The organism is Paracoccus sp. M683, from assembly GCF_007096355.1.
GTDB lineage: Bacteria > Pseudomonadota > Alphaproteobacteria > Rhodobacterales > Rhodobacteraceae > Paracoccus.
Window position 1 is genome coordinate 39,557 of the sequence record NZ_VKDF01000008.1, and the last position, 15,612, is coordinate 55,168.

Sequence of the window (15,612 nt, forward strand, 5' to 3'; positions counted from 1 at the left end):
TTTTGATGCAAGCGGACAAATGCACATTTGTCGGTCCGGGCAACGTTCATGCGCGTCGGGCCGTCCTGCGTGCCACGATCGACGACGCGGCAGGCGTGACAGTCGATCCCCAGGCGATCCTGCGGCTGAAACGTGCGCTTGAGACCCTGAGAGGTGGCCTGCTGGACCTGCCCGCGTGGCGGCGGCTGAGCCGCTCGAAGGAACCTTGGCCCGCCGCGGCGGTTGTCGAAGTCCTGGCCGTCATCGCGCAGCGTTACACCTGGTGGCCGGTCATGTTCTGCGACTATCGCCCCCCTGCCACGGATGCCGCAGTCCAGCGCCCCCAGCGGGAAGGCGTCGCGATCTTCGAGACGGTGGACGAGCGCATCGGCCAAGCCGCCGCAGATTTCGGCGTGACGATGGTCGCATCCATGCTGAACGGTGCGGGGCGGTCGCGTATGGGACGCGATCTTCTGGCAGCGCTTAAGAAATTCCTGGACGCCACCCTTCCCTGGACACCCTCGGCCGACGTCCTGCACGTGGCCCGGCTGGCAAGGGATCGTGACATTCCCTGGCATGTCTTCGGCCAGTCTCCCTATGCCCGGATCGGGCTTGGGCGTCACGCCGAGATCCTCAAGGGGGCGGAGTCGACGCGCACCAGTTCGATCGGCAGGGCGATGTCGCGCGACAAGTCCGTGACCAACATGCTGTTGTCCGAGGCGAGCCTGCCGGTCGCGACACAGCGCACCGCCCGGACCGAACGCCGCGCGCTCGCTGTTGCCAAGGACCTGGGCTATCCGCTGGTGGTCAAGCCGATCGACGGCAACATGGGCCGCGACGTCACCATCGGAGTCGAGACCGACGGGCAGATGCGCCGGGCGTTCGCCCGCGCCGTCAGGCATTCCGAACGCGTGGTCATCGAGCAGTTGATCCCTGGCGATGAAACCCGCCTGCTGGTCGTCAACGGCAAGCTGCAATCCGCGGTCCGGCGCGTGCCCGCGCAGGTCGTCGGCGACGGCAAGCACAGCGTCGCGGAACTGGTCGATATCGAAAACGGGCGCCCCGAACGCGAAGCCTTTCTGGAAGGGAAGATGGCCGTCCTGGGGACGATCCGGCTTGACGACGACGCCGTCGCGCTGCTGACCCAGCAGGGTCTGACGCCCAAGGCCGTGCCCGCCGAAGGACACACGGTCCTGCTGCGCCGCGAATCAAACATCTCGCGCGGCGGCGGTGCGCTGGACATGACCGATCAGGTCCATCCCTCGGTCCGCCGGGTCGCCGAACAGGCGGCGCGCGCTTTACGTCTGGACGTCTGCGGCGTCGATTTCATCACACCGGACATTTCGCGCCATTGGCAGGAAACCGGCGGCGCGATCTGCGAGGTCAACAGCCGGCCCGGCATCAACTCGCAGCTGCATTTCATGTCCGAGACCCGCCGGCGCAAGATCATGAGCGAGATTTTCACCGCGTTGGTGGGCGCCGACCACAAGGGCCGGATGCCGGTCGTGGCGCTGATCGGCACCCCTGCCGTGACCACTGCCCTGTGTTCTGCCCTTGAAGCGCAGGCGCAGCGCGAGGGTCGGGTTCTGGGCATTGTCGGCGGCACCGCGCGGCCCGGCCGCAGCAGCATCCCGATGTCGCGCACGGACGAACTGTTCGGAGCGAGCGAGATCGACGCAGCCGTCGTGATAAGCGAGCCTGGTGCGCTGCTGGAGCGCGGTCTGGGCCTGTCGCGCATCGACGCTGCGGTGTTCCACGCCGACGACGACGCGCAAACTGCCCCGCTGTCCCGCCTGCTGGAGCAGGTCGCACCGGGGACCGTCCTGCCCGCGACCGACCCCGAGGCACTGCGTCACGCACTGGCGGGGCTGGGCCTGTCAAGCGAAGGCACCGAACGCATCTGGGCTGTCGTGCCTCAACCCGGCGAAACGGTCATTCCGATGCAGCGGGCGAAAGGAACAAGCTATACCGCCCTGTTTCTTGGCGACATGGGGTTTGGCGAATCCTATCTGCACCACCCGCGCATGACCGAGCTTCAGCAGATCCTGTCCGTGCACGGCCATGAATATTCGCTGCGTGCCCTCCGGCCACTGCTGGGAAGCGCCGACCACGTGATCGGCAATCTCGAGGTTCCCCTGGCTGCGCGTCCATCCCAATCGCTTCAGGGCCAGAAGAAATACCTGGGCTGGTGCGATCCGGCACGGACGGTGCAGGCGCTTCAGGCCGTCGGCATCAACGCGGTCTCGCTGGCGAACAATCACGCCATGGACTGCGGCGCGCAGGGGCTGGAGGAAACCTTCCGACACCTGGACGCGGCGGGGATCAAGCATTTCGGCGCCGGCGCGACGGACCGTGATGCGCTCATGCCGCATATCCACAGTTTCACCGTCGGACGGACCCGCCGCACGCTGGTCGTATTCGGCGGCTTCGAATATCGCCGCCGCTATGCCACGCGCTACCGGTGGTATGCAGGTGCTTCGACAGGCGGGGTCGGGATGTTGTCACCCGACAAGATCGCAGAATGGATCCAGACCCACGGGCAGAAGCTTCGAAACCCAACCTTTGTCGCCTATCCCCATTGGGGCAAGGACTATGAGGAAGTGACGGCCGACCAGCGGCGCAACGCCCAACAGCTTGTCGATGCGGGAATCGACATGGTCATCGGTCACGGCGCCCATGTCTCTCAGGCCGTCGAGGTTCTTGGCGGCAAGACCGTGGTCTATAACATCGGCAACTTCGTCTGGAACACGCCCGGCCGTTTCAACCGGATCAAGGTGCCGCCGGTCGGAACCGCCGCGGCCCTTCGTTTCAGCCGCACGCTGAAGACGCCGATGACACTGGATCTGTATCCGCTGATGATCGACAACGACGTCACCAGGTTCCAGAACAGGCTCGTCACCGAAACGGAAGCCGCGCCAGCGCGCGAGGTTCTGGGACAGCGGCTTCCAAGCTGCCCCGAGATGTCTTGCGACAATATCGGATACTACATGCGGTTGGCGGTCTAGGCTGCTGCCCGAAGGACAGCAAAGTAAGTCCTTCGAGCATCTGCCCTGCCGGATGGCCATGAAACGGAAACAGTCCAGACTCCGGCAAGAGGCGGGCGGACGCAGCGGCAATCTCCCTTGGGCATCCGTTGAAGGCGAACGGCAGCCAAGAGGACGGCGATCCGCCTTCATTCCGGTCAGGCGGATGAACTTGACCTCGCGATCATAGGTGAAGAACCTGCGGCTATCCTGCAGGTTGACTGGAACGCCATGTCTGATGCCCGACTGCTTGCCATTCTCGACTTCTGGCACAAGCTTGAATTCTTCATTCCTTTCGACCTGGAGAGCAGGGCGCAGGCGGACGTCCGGCGAAAGTCCCTATGGCGCGTTTACAATGACATGTCGCCTGTTCGGTATGACAAGCCACCGGAAGGCATGAGGGTTTCGGGCTATACGGTCTTTCTGGGCGTCTTCGACAAGGCGGACATCAGGAACCTGCTGGATGGTTTGCGCCCCATCCCGGAAGGCGACGCATTCGAGGATGAGATGCGCGGGGATCTGAAAGGCCGGACCTGCATGGCAAGTCTTGATCTTTGCCCCGAGGGACGACCGCTATTCCAGAGTTTCAAGGTTTCGACACTGCCTTGGGCGATCGGGCGTGTCCGGTCCGATGGTCTGGGGGCGCTGAGCAGCGCCGCATTTCAGGCGGCACTGCTGAAGCTTCAGGATCTGCTGACCAATCTTGCGGCGTGTCGTTCCGATTTCGCCGGTGATGATCCCGCTGGCGACCTTTCAACCAGCCTGATGCCGCGTGAAATCGACGAACTGGCGGATCTGCTGGCGCAGTGGTCGGGCTTCCGGCCAGCAGGTCATCATCCTGCGGCCCTGCTGGAAGTCAGGTTCGGCAAGACGCCTCCGCAACGAAAGACTGCCGGGGCGACCGATTCCGCCATGGAGGAGAAGGACGAGGAGGACAGCGAAGACACCCAGGACATCGGCATCCTCAACAGCTTCTTCATCCCGGATCTGGAGCGCGCCATGGCCTCTGTTTCCGCAGGCGAAACTCCTGCCGCACTTCGGCAATATCTCACGCCATTGCCGCCGCAGGACCGGTGCAACCTGTTCTCGGCGCAGGGGCGGGAAACCATCGTGGACATGCTGGCACCGGACCGGATGAACCGGGGACGCTGGTTTGCCGATCCCCGGCATGCCATGAGCCTGATGCAGCAGTTCGCCATCAACGCCGCGACCACCCGGCTGGCCGGTGACGGCCTGTTTTCGGTGAACGGTCCTCCGGGAACCGGCAAGACAACATTGCTGCGCGATATCGTTGCCGACAACATCACCCGGCGCGCCCGTGTCCTGGCCCGTCTCGCCTGCCCGGCCGATGCCTTGTTGCCGATGAAGGACGATAAAATCCGCCGGCTTGTCCCCGAACTGACCGGGTTCGAGATGGTGGTCGCCTCCTCCAACAACGCGGCGGTGGAAAACATCTCGAACGATCTTCCGAAGCGGGCTTCGGTCTGGGACCGAGAGCCGATCGAATATCTGCAACCAGTTGCACATAAACTGGCCGCGGAGGTCACGGACGACAGGTGTCGCGCCCTTTCCGACAAGGACATGCCATGGGGCCTGATCGCAGCCGCGCTTGGAAATTCGGCCAATCGCTATCGCTTCTCGTCTCGTTTGAGTTTGTGCCAATCCTTCATCGCCTGCAAGGGCGTCTTGCTGCCCTAGGACGAAGCCGCTCGCGCGGCAATGGCGCGTGTGGCGGGCGTTGCGCGCTGATCTGACTCTTGTGCATTTGGGAATGGACGATCCTGCCTGACGATTGGGGCCTTCTCAATCATCAGACAGGAGGCTTCCATGACAGAGGAGAGCGTAAGCCCGCTACGCCAGCGGATGATCGAGGACATGCGCATCCGCGGGATGGGCGACAAGGCGCAGAAGTCCCACATCCGGGCCATCAAAGATTTCGCGGCCTTTCTCGGGCGGTCACCCGATAGGGCGACGCCGGAGGATCTGCGCGCCTATCAGCTTCACATGACGGATACCGGGGTCACGCCGTCGACTTTCAACACGCGCATCGTGGCGCTTCGGTTCTTTTTCGGCATGACCTGCGGGCGGGAGGAGATGAAGCGCTACATGCAGTTTCGCACCGAACCGCGCAAGCTGCCGGTAGTCTTCAGCGTCGAGGAGGTGTCCGACATCCTGATGGCGGCGCCGGGGCCCGGGCTCAAGTATCGGGCGGCGCTCAGCATCTCCTACGGCGCAGGGCTCAGGGCCGCCGAGGTCTGCAATCTCAAGATCGGCGACATCGACAGCGACCGGATGCTGATCCATGTCGAGCAGGGCAAGGGCCAGAAGGACCGCAAGGTCATGCTGTCGCCCGGATTGCTGGAGTTGCTGCGTGCTTGGTGGCGCGAAGCACGTCCCGAAGGCTGGCTGTTTCCCGGCAAGCCCAGGATCAACCCGATCTCACCGCGCCAGCTGAACCGGGCCTTCACCTCGGCCAAGCACATGGCCGGCGTCAGGAAGCCCGCCACCTTGCACACGTTGCGCCATAGCTTCGCCACGCACCTGCTGGAGGCCAATACCGATGTGCGCGTGATCCAGGTGCTGCTCGGGCATGCCAAGCTGACGACGACCGCCCGATACACCCACGTGGCAACCAAGACGATCCGGGATACCGTCAGTCCCTACGAGATGCTGGCCAGGTTGCAGGATCAGACGGTGAAGCGAAGTCTGGAGTGACCGGACGCCGGGGTGCCCCGGCCGAAGTTGGAGATCGCTGACATCTTTCGCGCCCATGGTTCCACGTGGCGGCGGGCCAATGCCGGGCATGTTAGCCTCTCCCAGCTCAAGGTCATGTCGGCCATCGAGGCCTGCCGGACCGAGGCGTTCGGCGGGCATGTGGCGGGATGCACAAAGTGCGGCCACCAGCATGTCGCGTATAACAGCTGCAAAAACCGGCACTGCCCGAAGTGTCAGGGACCGGCGGCGCGCGACTGGATGGAGGCACGGGCCGAGGACCTGCTGCCGGTGGAATACTTCCACGTCGTCTTCACGATGCCGGCCGAGATCGCGCAGATCGCCTATTGGAACAAGAAGGCGATCTATGGCCTGCTGTTCAAGGCGTCGGCAGAGACCGTCATGACCATCGCGGCCGACGCCAAGCGCATGGGCGCGCGGGTGGGTATGACCAGCGTCCTTCATACCTGGGGATCGGCGCTGACACACCACCCGCACATCCACATGATCGTCCCCGGCGGTGGCCTGTCGCCAGACGGCGCCAGGTGGGTCGCCTGCAAACCAGGGTTCTTCCTGCATGTGCGGGTGCTGTCACGGCTGTTTCGACGCCTGTTTCTGGAAGGGCTGATGGATTTGCACCGCGCAGATCAGCTCACTTTCTTCGGAGATATGGCGAGGCTCGCGGACAATGCAGCTTTTGCCACCTGGCTGAGCCCGTTCCGCAAATCCGAATGGGTGGTCTACGCCAAGCCTCCCTTCGGCGGGCCGGAGGCGGTGCTGGCCTATCTGAGCCGCTACACGCACCGCGTCGCCATTTCGAACGCACGCCTGGTCAGTGCCGATGCCCATACCGTGGCCTTCCGTTGGAAAGATTACCGCGTCAAATCCGGCGGCCGGCAAAAGGTCATGCGGCTGGCCACGCCCGAGTTCATCCGCCGCTTCCTGATCCACGTCCTGCCCGATGGCTTCCATCGCATCCGGCATTATGGCCTGCTGGCCAGTTCGACCCGCAAGGCCAACATCAGAATGATCCGCGCCTTGCTCTGCGTCCAGCGTCCCGAACAGGTCACCGCGCCAGGACCCCATACCGAGATCATCCCACTCACCCTGCGCGAACCATGTCCCTGTTGCGGCGGACCCATGCGCATCATCGAGATCTTCCGGCGCGGCCAGAAACCGATGTCGCGCGCCCCACCGAGGGAGCAGGCAGCATGACATATCGCCCGTCATCCGTCACGAGACAGCACCGGCTACACTCCGCTGACCCGGTCCGAACAGCGCGTGCTCGCTTACTTCCAACGCGACTCAAGGCGCCAGTATCTCCAGAACGCGCAGCATCGTCGGGATCATCAGCCGGGTTTGAGACCGTATCCGGCGCCTGCCTCGCCATTCGTAGCACCCCGGATGCAGCCGCCGCCGCGACCGTCCGCGCTCTTTCCCCATAGCCTGATCCAAGGCCCCCGCGGCTTCCACCTTGGGAGGTTTTCCAACGCGGGTCGTGGCCGCGCGAGTACGCAGCGTTCCGCCGCGACCCGCATCAGAAAACCTTCACCGAGGTGAACTTTCGCTGCGGCCGCTCCAACGGCCGGTTTGTGCAGTCTTTCGGCTCGGTCACCTCATGTTTTTTGCCCTTTGGACACTGTGCCAGGCAAAAGCGACAAACGCACCAGTGCAAGCTGCGATCGCTCCTCGCAAAAGCTCTCTTCCGGTGCCGGCACCCTGCCGATCACTCGTCGGATTTGCAGGTCTCCAACGAGCAGGTTCATGTATAGCAATGCGGTTTCCTCAGGCTCGTCGAAATACAAGTCGCCCTGTCGCTTTGCCGCTTCGAGAACCTGAACCAACAAGGGCAGGACAGTTTCACGACCAGCTTTCGAGATCACGGCACCCAGCTCTCCGGTGGGGTCCGCCGCTGCGGCGCGGTTCAGGGCGATGGCACGGTCCCCCAGCAACAGGTTTAGCAGTTTCGGGCCGAAGCGCTCGAGCGTTGCCATGGGCTGTTCTACCGCCAGTTCGTTTTCCAGCAGCGATTTCACTTCGGCGGCGTTGCGGGTCACGAGGGCTTTGAACAGCCCCTGCTTGTCACCATACCAATTATAGAGCGTCTCGTTGGAGGCGCGCGCCTTCCTGGCGATCGCCAGCATGGACGTCCCGGCATAGCCCTTCTCTTCCAGCAAGCTGTAAGCGGCGGTTTCGATCTGCTGCTGGCGGAGCGACCTGTTTTCGTCTCGCATCCGAGCCTCCTTGTTGACAGAATCCGTAACGTGAATTACGGATCACGCAAGCCGTAATCATGAATACGTTTATGAGGATGAACATGACCCGATACGCGCTCCTCCCAGTCGCCTTGCTTGCATTGCTGCTTAGCGGCGCGATCTTCGGGTTCTTCTTTGCCTGGGTCTGTTCGACCATGTGGGGGTTGGACGCAGCCGACCCGACCGTGGCCATCGCCGCCATGCAGGCGATGAACGCTTCGGTGCGCAACGCGGTATTCTTTCCGGCGTTCTTTCTCACACCCATAGTCTTGTTGATCGCCGCCCTGCTGGCACAGAAGCAGCAACTTCGCCCGGCGTCATTCGCCTTCGGCGCGGCGGCCCTCGTTTACCTGCTCGGCGGGCTCGTCCTCACGATGATGGTCAACGTGCCGATGAACGAGGCGCTGGCGGAGGTGGAGATTCCGGACAATTTTCAGGCAGCGCGGGAGATCTGGCAGGCCTACTCGGACCCCTGGCAGGACTGGAACATCATCCGCACGGTGTTCAGCGGTTTTGCGCTTCTGCTGACGGGGTTCGCATTGATGCAATTGCGGCACCGTGCGGGTTGAACAAGCGCGGTATGGGGCCTTGGCGTCGCGTCCGATGAAGAACCTGCCGGATTGGATGGGCCACACGATCGTCTGGGAAGCGGCCGACCCCTATCTTTACTTTCGCACAGATGCGGCGGGCCGGGTGATCGCGGGCGGCGAGGATGAGGATGCGGCCAACACCAACGCAGATCCGGCCAGGCTGGCGCGCAAGGCCAGGATCATTGCCGAAAAGCTGCGCGAACTGACCGGGGTGGATATCGGCAAGCCGGCCTATCCCTGGTCGGCGCCCTTCAGCGTGACGAAGGACGGCTTGCCGATCATCGACACCGTGCCCGGCTTTACCCGCATCCACACGATCATTGGCTTTGGCGGCAATGGCATCACCTTTTCGGTGATCGGCGCCCAGATCATCGCCGCGAAGATCGCAGGGCGCGCCGACCCTGATGAGACGGTTTTCGGCTTCAGATAGGATAATCGGTGGAACCGCCCGCGACCTCGGCAGTTTTGCTGGCACAGCCCGCCATGGGCGCGCCGACAAAGCTTAATCCACTTCTGAAAGGCAGGGTCGATGGCCGAGGACAAAGATTTCACATCCGAAAAGGGCAATGCGGGCGAGCTGCATCAGATCGCAACCGGCGATACGCCTGCGATGACGACAAATTTCGGCGTCCCGATTTCCGATAACGAAAACAGCCTGAAGGCCGGGGCGCGCGGCCCGACGCTGCTGGAAGATTTCCAGCTGCGCGAGAAGATCTTCCATTTCGACCATGAACGCATCCCCGAACGCATCGTGCATGCGCGCGGATCAGCGGCGCATGGCTATCTCGAATGCACCGATCCGATCCCCGAACTCAGCCGGGCCAGTCTGTTTGCCAAGAAGTGCAAGAAGACGCCGGTCTTTGCCCGCTTCTCCACCGTGGCGGGTGGGGCAGGCTCGGTCGATACGCCGCGTGATGTGCGGGGCTTTGCGGTGAAGTTCTATACCGACGAGGGCAACTGGGATCTCGTGGGCAACAACATCCCGGTCTTTTTCATCCAGGACGCGATCAAGTTTCCCGACCTGATCCATTCGGTGAAGATGGAGGCCGACCGCGCCTATCCGCAGGCAGCCTCGGCCCATGACACCTTCTGGGATTTCATCTCGCTGATGCCCGAAACCTTCCACACGCTGATGTGGGCGATGTCGGATCGCGGCATCCCGCGCAGCTTGCGGATGATGGAGGGCTTCGGCGTCCACACCTTCAAGCTGGTGAATGACAAGGGTCAGGAAACGTTCTGCAAGTTCCACTGGCGGCCCAAGCTGGGCACGCAATCACTGATCTGGGATGAATCCGCCAAGACGCAGGGCGCGGATAACGACTTCCACCGCCGCGACCTGTGGGAAGCGATTGACCGGGGCGATCACCCGGAATGGGATTTCGCCGTTCAGGTCTTTGACAAGAAACTGGCGGATTCGTTGCCCTATGACGTGCTGGACGCCACCAAGATCATCCCCGAGGAGGTCGTGCCGTTGCGCGTGATCGGCCGGATGGTGCTGGACCGCAATCCCGACAACTTCTTCGCCGAGACTGAACAGGCGGCCTTCCTGCCGTCGAATGTGGTGCCGGGGATCGATTTCACCGATGATCCGCTTTTGCAGGGCCGGCTGTTCTCCTATCTCGACACGCAGAAGTCGCGGCTGGGGACGACGAATTTCCACCAGATCCCGATCAACGCGCCGAAATGCCCCTTCGCCAACATGCAGCGCGATGGGCTGATGCAGACCCATGTGCCGAAGGGTCGCGCGAATTACGAACCGAACAGCCTGAACGAGGCGGGCGAGGACCCCGGTCCGCGCCCCGTCAGCACCGGCTTCCGCACCGCCGAACAGCCGGTCGAGGGCGAGAAGCTGCGGATCCGCGCGGAAAGCTTCGGTGATTTCTACAGCCAGCCGCGGATGTACTGGAACTCGCTGACCGAGAACGAACAGGCGCATGTTGCCTCGGCCATCGTGTTCGAGCTGTCCAAGGTCTCTCTGGACCATATCCGCGAACGGATGCTGAGCCACCTTCAGGTGGTGCATCCCGATCTTGGCAAGCGCGTCGCCAAGGGCATCGGCATGGACCTGCCGATGCCGGCCAAGCCGTTCAATGCGCCGGTCGATCTGGACCCGTCGCATGCCCTGTCGATCCAGAAGAACTGGAAGGCGACGCTGGAGGGCCGGCAGGTCGCGATCCTCTTCGATGAGTGGTCCAGCAAGGCCGATATCGACGCACTGAGAAAGGCGGTCGAATCCGCCAAGGGCACCGTCTTCACCGTTGCGCCCAAGGTCGGCGGCCTGCGCTTGGATGGCGGCACGATGAAGGCGGACGGACAGCTCGCCGGCTCGCCCTCGGTGCTGTTCGATGCTGTGGCGCTGGTCCTGACCGCCGAGGCGGCGGCCAAGCTGGCCAAGGACAGTGCGGCTGTGGCCTTCGTGTCGGATGCCTTCGCCCATCTCAAGGCCATCGGCGCGACCGACGGGGCCAAGTCCCTGATGGACCGCGCCGGTGTCGAGCCGGATGAGGGCGTCACCGATCTGGCCGGCCTGCCTGAGGCGGCCAAGCTGCGCTATTGGGATCGCGAGCCGAAGGTTCGTGATCTGGCCTGATCGCGGCAGTGCCGTGACAGTCCGGGAGGCGCCTAGATAACTTTGCAGGCGCCGGTTCAACAACGTCTACACAACCAAGGAGAGTATCCGAGGAAGACGCTGAACGACGCATTCGAACATACGCTGGAGGATATCTATTGGGCCGAGAACGCGCTGTCCAAGGCGCTGCCCAAGGTTTCCAAGGCGGTCAGCAGCGCCGAGCTGAAGAAGGCGATGGACGATCACCTCAAGGAAACGAAAGGGCATATCAAGACGCTGGAAGCCGTTTTCAAGTCGATCGGCAAGGAAGCCAAGGGCGAGAAATGTGATGCCATGGATGGCCTTCTGAAAGAGGCTGACGGCCTGATCGAGGAAGCCAGCGGCCACGCGCTGGATGTCGCGCTGATCGGTGCCGCGCAGGCGGTGGAGCATTACGAGATCGCCCGCTATGGCACGCTGCGCGAATGGGCCAAGGTTCTGGGGAATGAGGAAGCGCATACGCTTTTGACCTCGATCCTCGACGAGGAGAAGGCGGCGAACAACAAGCTCACGGCGCTTGCGGTGACGGCCATCAACGCCTCCGGCAAGGCTTCGAAGAAGTAACCGGTTGTCGGAAGCCACTTCCAGAAGCCCGCCCCTGCAGGCGGGCTTCTTTTCATGTCGGGTGACCGAACTCGCCATATCGCCGCCCCCCTGACCAACCCGACGAGAATGGTGATTGCGGGCCGTCGATCAGCGTGCCGAAGAGCGGCAGAAGCTTACTTCTGCAAACTCCGCTCTATCGTATGACGTTCGGCGGCAGCCGACCATATCAGCTTCCTCGCGCTAATCGTGGGTCCTCGCTGGGCCAGGCACGAACGTCTGCTTGCCCAAATTGCCGCACGTGCAGTGCCGCGCCGCCGCAAGTCCGCTCTCCGCCCTTCGTGACTGGCTCGGCACCGGTCATGCCGTTGCGGCGACGAACGTCCGCTCCTGCGTCCTGAGACCCATGGTATGCTGCGCCGCCGTCAGGCGGCTCTCCGCCCTTCTCAACGTTTTTCGTCTGGCGTCGACGGGATGACTCGGTGCAGATGGTGTAATGAATCATTTCCTTTTGATCGCAATAAAAGCAAGAAATTCTTGACATGAATACCTTTCGCACAACGCGTTGCACATATGGACTGACGCAAGCCTCAGTCGCGGCCTCAGCCAAGATCAGCCTGCCGACGCTGCGGGCGCTCGAGCGGGGCGAGGGTGGTGTTCGGGCGCTGGTTGCGGTCATGGCGGTGCTGGATCTGCGCTGGGGCTGGGCGCCGGACCGGGTGCAGGCGGCGCGGGCTCTGGCTGATCGGCGGCGGGCGCGGGGGTTCAGCCAGGCGCAGCTGGCCAATCGGATCGGGGTCAGCCGACCGGTTATCATTGCGCTTGAGCGGGATCTGGGTGCGACGGTCGCAACGCTGGTCAGGGCAGCGGCGGTGCTGGGCGTCAGGTCGGTGCTACGCGCTGCCCCCTCGGGACGCGGCGGTCTGGTGCCTGCGACGAATACCCCGGCGCAGGATTTGGTGATGACGCCGCCGGAGCTGGCGGCAGCGGTGATCGGGCATTTCGCAGATCGGATGACGGGCAAGGTGCTGGACCCGGCCAGAGGGCGAGGGGCGTTTCACGACCTGTTTCCCGCCCATCTTAACCGGCATTGGTGCGAGATCACCGAGGGACGCGATTTTCTAGACTGGCACGAACCGGTCGACTGGGTGATGACCAATCCGCCCTGGTCGCGGCTGCGCGATTTCAGCCGCCATGCCATGCGGATCGCGCCGAGTATCGTCTGGCTGGCGCCGCTGACCAATCTGACGACCAGGGCGCGGCTGCGCGATCTGGATGAGGCCGGGTTCGGCATTGCAGAGCTGGTGCTGATCGACACGCCGAAGGACTGGCCGCAAAGCGGGTTTCAGCTGGTCGCGGCCTGGTTGCGCAAAGGGCACAGCGGCGGCTGGTCGGTGAGGCGACTGGCGGATTAGCCGCAGTGAACTGACGATCCGGCTGCCATCGCAGGCGAAACGACCCCGCGCCGAGATGCCGGACCGCCTGAATCTCTCAGCAGATACTCTCGCAGGGGATGCCGTCATTGTCGCGGTCAAGCTTGCCGCCCCAAGGGCAGTTCTGCAGATACCAGCGCGCCTCGTCGCAGCTGCCGATCTGCGAGCAGGTCCGGCGCGGGCCGCAGGACCAGTTTTGTCCTGCGAATTCGTAAAGCCTCTGCATTGTCGGTGCCACATTCTGACCGCTACGACGTTCCGCACGCCAATCCCAGGGCATGTCGAAACGGCCCTGCCAGATCCCGCGCTGGCCGGTCCGGGCGTCGTCCTCGGCGGCGATATAGGCGGTCGAATACTGGCGGTAGGCCACCGCCCAACCCTCGCGCACCATCCAGCGGTTCAGGTTCTCGCCGCCCGCAAAGCAATCCGCCACCACCCGGCCATAGCGATCGGTGTCGGTCTGCTGACAGTTGACCTGCCGTCGTCCGATCCGATCTGACAGCGCCAACGCCGCCTGCTGGCCACAACGCCATGCCGTGCCGCGCGCGTTCTGGCAACGCTGGCCGCTTTCCGGCGCGTCGATGCCGTTCAGCCGGATCCGCGTGCCGTGAATCTCGATGGTGTCGCCGTCAATGACCGAGGCCACGCCCTGCAGATCGGGGTCGACCGTTTCGCCGGAACAGGCGGGCAAAGCACCGGCGAGAACAAGGGTAATGGCAGCAAGGGCGGGATTCACCAGACGTTTCGGATGGCTCACCCCTGCCTATCCGTTGGGCAGGGCCGGGCAAAGCACCAACAGGTCCAGAGAGGGAACTGTTTATTAAGAATTTTAGCGGATGGTGTTTGGTGTAGAGGAGCGGCCGTCACCCATACCGCGCCGTCACATGAGCCATGATCAAATGAAGACAATCACCAAATGAGCCTATGAGGCAGATCACCAAATGATCAAATGAACATTCTGGCTCGTGTCCATCACAGCAGATCCGCAGGTTGCGCATTCAAATCCCCAGATGATCAGATGAAGATTGTCACCATTTGATCATGCTGAACGCGCGTTGCAGCGCAGTCCCTGCGCAGCAGTGGTCGCTGATAAAGGGAGCCTGCCGCGCCATTGGCCGGGCAAACCTGTGGCGGCCCCGGCGGTGCCATCAAGGTCGTGACCAGTTGCGTGAATGCCTATGCTGAGAGAACCGGGATAGCCCCGTCGCGCCAGACCCGGTTACCTATCCCGTCCAAACAGCTGAAGCTCAAATCCGGCGTCTTGCTCACGCTGGATAGAAGTCTGGGGTAACGTCTTGGTCGCTGGCACCATGATCATATGAGGCTTTCCACCCAATGAGGCAATGAAGCAGATCACCCAATGATCAAATGAACATATTGGCCGCGTCCGACTTTGCGGATCCGCAGGTTTCATCATCAAAGCTTCATTTGATCAATTGAGGCTTGTCACCCTTTGATCATGCTGAACGCGGATCGCCATGCAGTCCATGCGCAGCGGCTGTCGCTGATCCAGGGGGCCTGCCGCGGCATTGTCCGGGCAAGCCTGTGGCGACCTTTGCTGCGCGATCGGGACCGCGAAGGAATGCGCGCGCGGACGCCGGATGATCCAGTATGCACCTGCTGCGGCTCTGCGCCGCGTCTAACCCTTCACCGCTTCGCCAGCGCCTCGGCCTCGCGGATCAGGTCCGAGAGCCGCGCGTCCAGTCCCGTCGCCAGCTTCTGCATGGAGTTGATCGTCGGCTGATTACGGGTGCTTTCGACCCTGCCGACGAAGACCGTCGAGATGCCGGCGCGCCGGGCCAGTGCCTCTTGCGACAGATCCAGCGCCTCGCGCCGCCTTCGTAGCACCGTGGCGAAGGAGGGAATGAGCGGATCTGTGGGTCGTGTTTTGATGCCGGAAATAATTGTCGCTGCCCCTCTTGCAAATATCACTGTATATTGCTCACATAGTGCGGTGAGTTTCAACCAGTGTTCAGGGGTGGCCGATGCAGGAACCGGAAATCGACAACGGCCGGCCGGATGGTGTTTTGGCAGAGGGACCGGACGGCCTGTCGCTGCCGGATCTATCGGATCTGATGCAGGCTGGCGTCGCCGGGGAAGGTGCTGACCACCAGATTGATCCTGCGTTCCTGACGACCCGGGCCGCGCTGGAAAAGGCTTGGGTCGATTATGCCGCCTGCGATCATCGTGCCGCCGAAGCGGGCTTTGCTACGACTGACGCAGGCCGTGCGGCGATGGCCGGGATGGACCGGATCCAGCACCGCATCCGCGATATCGAGACCGGGCTTGCGGCGCGGCCCGCCGGCAATCTGGCGGAATTGCGCCTCAAGATCGCGCTGCTTTCACTCGATGGGCAGCTGCGCCCCGAGTTCGAGGCGGGCGTGTTGGCGGATGCGATGCGGCTGCTGGCGGCGCGGGAGAAGGGCTAATGGAGACGCGGCCAGGACAATGCGCGCAGCGCGACCCGAC

At 63.0% G+C, this 15,612-nt stretch carries 13 protein-coding genes; 10 read left to right on the top strand and 3 right to left on the bottom strand.

Translation table 11 applies throughout. From position 1 onward, the window contains the following. Positions 1–5: 5 nt before the first annotated feature. The 4 genes from FNJ84_RS14770 (at position 6) to FNJ84_RS14785 (ending at position 6,929) form a co-directional block, all read left to right on the top strand. A complete protein-coding gene (locus tag FNJ84_RS14770; protein ID WP_143793979.1) occupies positions 6–2,984 on the top strand; it encodes a CapA family protein in 2,979 nt (992 codons plus the stop codon). Positions 2,985–3,767: 783 nt separating this feature from the next. Then, complete coding sequence (locus FNJ84_RS14775) at positions 3,768–4,700, top strand: hypothetical protein (RefSeq protein ID WP_143793980.1); 933 nt, start codon at positions 3,768–3,770, stop codon at positions 4,698–4,700. Between the two features lie 129 nt (positions 4,701–4,829). Further along, a complete protein-coding gene (locus tag FNJ84_RS14780; RefSeq protein ID WP_028720870.1) occupies positions 4,830–5,717 on the top strand; it encodes a site-specific integrase in 888 nt (295 codons plus the stop codon). A gap of 12 nt (positions 5,718–5,729) precedes the next feature. Beyond that, positions 5,730–6,929, top strand: coding sequence for an IS91 family transposase (locus tag FNJ84_RS14785; RefSeq protein ID WP_143793981.1), 1,200 nt, complete (start codon positions 5,730–5,732; stop codon positions 6,927–6,929). Between the two features lie 401 nt (positions 6,930–7,330). Here the strand turns inward: FNJ84_RS14785 and FNJ84_RS14790 are convergent, their stop codons facing one another. Further along, entirely contained in the window at positions 7,331–7,948 is a 618-nt protein-coding gene (locus FNJ84_RS14790; protein WP_143793982.1) for a TetR/AcrR family transcriptional regulator, read from the bottom strand. 83 nt (positions 7,949–8,031) lie between these two features. Between FNJ84_RS14790 and FNJ84_RS22405 the strand changes: the two genes are divergently transcribed. The 5 genes from FNJ84_RS22405 (at position 8,032) to FNJ84_RS14815 (ending at position 13,125) form a co-directional block, all read left to right on the top strand. Next, complete coding sequence (locus FNJ84_RS22405; RefSeq protein WP_143793983.1) at positions 8,032–8,538, top strand: DUF1772 domain-containing protein; 507 nt, start codon at positions 8,032–8,034, stop codon at positions 8,536–8,538. A gap of 34 nt (positions 8,539–8,572) precedes the next feature. Next, a complete protein-coding gene (locus tag FNJ84_RS22410) occupies positions 8,573–8,989 on the top strand; it encodes an FAD-binding oxidoreductase (protein ID WP_143793984.1) in 417 nt (138 codons plus the stop codon). 99 nt (positions 8,990–9,088) lie between these two features. After that, the gene (locus FNJ84_RS14805) at positions 9,089–11,149 is read left to right on the top strand and encodes a catalase (protein ID WP_143793985.1); all 2,061 of its coding nucleotides are present in this window, start codon (positions 9,089–9,091) and stop codon (positions 11,147–11,149) included. A gap of 42 nt (positions 11,150–11,191) precedes the next feature. Continuing rightward, positions 11,192–11,731, top strand: a complete 540-nt coding sequence (locus FNJ84_RS14810; protein WP_143793986.1) for a ferritin-like domain-containing protein — start codon at positions 11,192–11,194, stop codon at positions 11,729–11,731. A gap of 521 nt (positions 11,732–12,252) precedes the next feature. Further along, a complete protein-coding gene (locus FNJ84_RS14815; protein WP_221931987.1) occupies positions 12,253–13,125 on the top strand; it encodes a helix-turn-helix transcriptional regulator in 873 nt (290 codons plus the stop codon). A gap of 76 nt (positions 13,126–13,201) precedes the next feature. Here the strand turns inward: FNJ84_RS14815 and FNJ84_RS14820 are convergent, their stop codons facing one another. Both FNJ84_RS14820 and FNJ84_RS22035 read right to left on the bottom strand, forming a co-directional pair. Continuing rightward, positions 13,202–13,900, bottom strand: a complete 699-nt coding sequence (locus FNJ84_RS14820) for a thermonuclease family protein (RefSeq protein ID WP_114350990.1) — start codon at positions 13,898–13,900, stop codon at positions 13,202–13,204. Between the two features lie 890 nt (positions 13,901–14,790). After that, positions 14,791–14,991, bottom strand: a complete 201-nt coding sequence (locus tag FNJ84_RS22035) for a helix-turn-helix domain-containing protein (RefSeq protein ID WP_185968546.1) — start codon at positions 14,989–14,991, stop codon at positions 14,791–14,793. A gap of 137 nt (positions 14,992–15,128) precedes the next feature. Between FNJ84_RS22035 and FNJ84_RS14830 the strand changes: the two genes are divergently transcribed. After that, a complete protein-coding gene (locus tag FNJ84_RS14830; protein WP_143793988.1) occupies positions 15,129–15,572 on the top strand; it encodes a hypothetical protein in 444 nt (147 codons plus the stop codon). Positions 15,573–15,612 lie beyond the last annotated feature (40 nt).

Coding starts and splice junctions, on each gene's coding strand:
- FNJ84_RS14770 (WP_143793979.1), top strand. CDS start 6: ATGCAAGCGGACAAATGCACATTTGTCGGTCCGGGCAACGTTCATGCG.
- FNJ84_RS14775 (WP_143793980.1), top strand. CDS start 3,768: ATGCCGCGTGAAATCGACGAACTGGCGGATCTGCTGGCGCAGTGGTCG.
- FNJ84_RS14780 (WP_028720870.1), top strand. CDS start 4,830: ATGACAGAGGAGAGCGTAAGCCCGCTACGCCAGCGGATGATCGAGGAC.
- FNJ84_RS14790 (WP_143793982.1), bottom strand. CDS start 7,948: ATGCGAGACGAAAACAGGTCGCTCCGCCAGCAGCAGATCGAAACCGCC.
- FNJ84_RS22405 (WP_143793983.1), top strand. CDS start 8,032: ATGACCCGATACGCGCTCCTCCCAGTCGCCTTGCTTGCATTGCTGCTT.
- FNJ84_RS22410 (WP_143793984.1), top strand. CDS start 8,573: ATGAAGAACCTGCCGGATTGGATGGGCCACACGATCGTCTGGGAAGCG.
- FNJ84_RS14805 (WP_143793985.1), top strand. CDS start 9,089: ATGGCCGAGGACAAAGATTTCACATCCGAAAAGGGCAATGCGGGCGAG.
- FNJ84_RS14815 (WP_221931987.1), top strand. CDS start 12,253: ATGAATACCTTTCGCACAACGCGTTGCACATATGGACTGACGCAAGCC.
- FNJ84_RS14830 (WP_143793988.1), top strand. CDS start 15,129: ATGCAGGAACCGGAAATCGACAACGGCCGGCCGGATGGTGTTTTGGCA.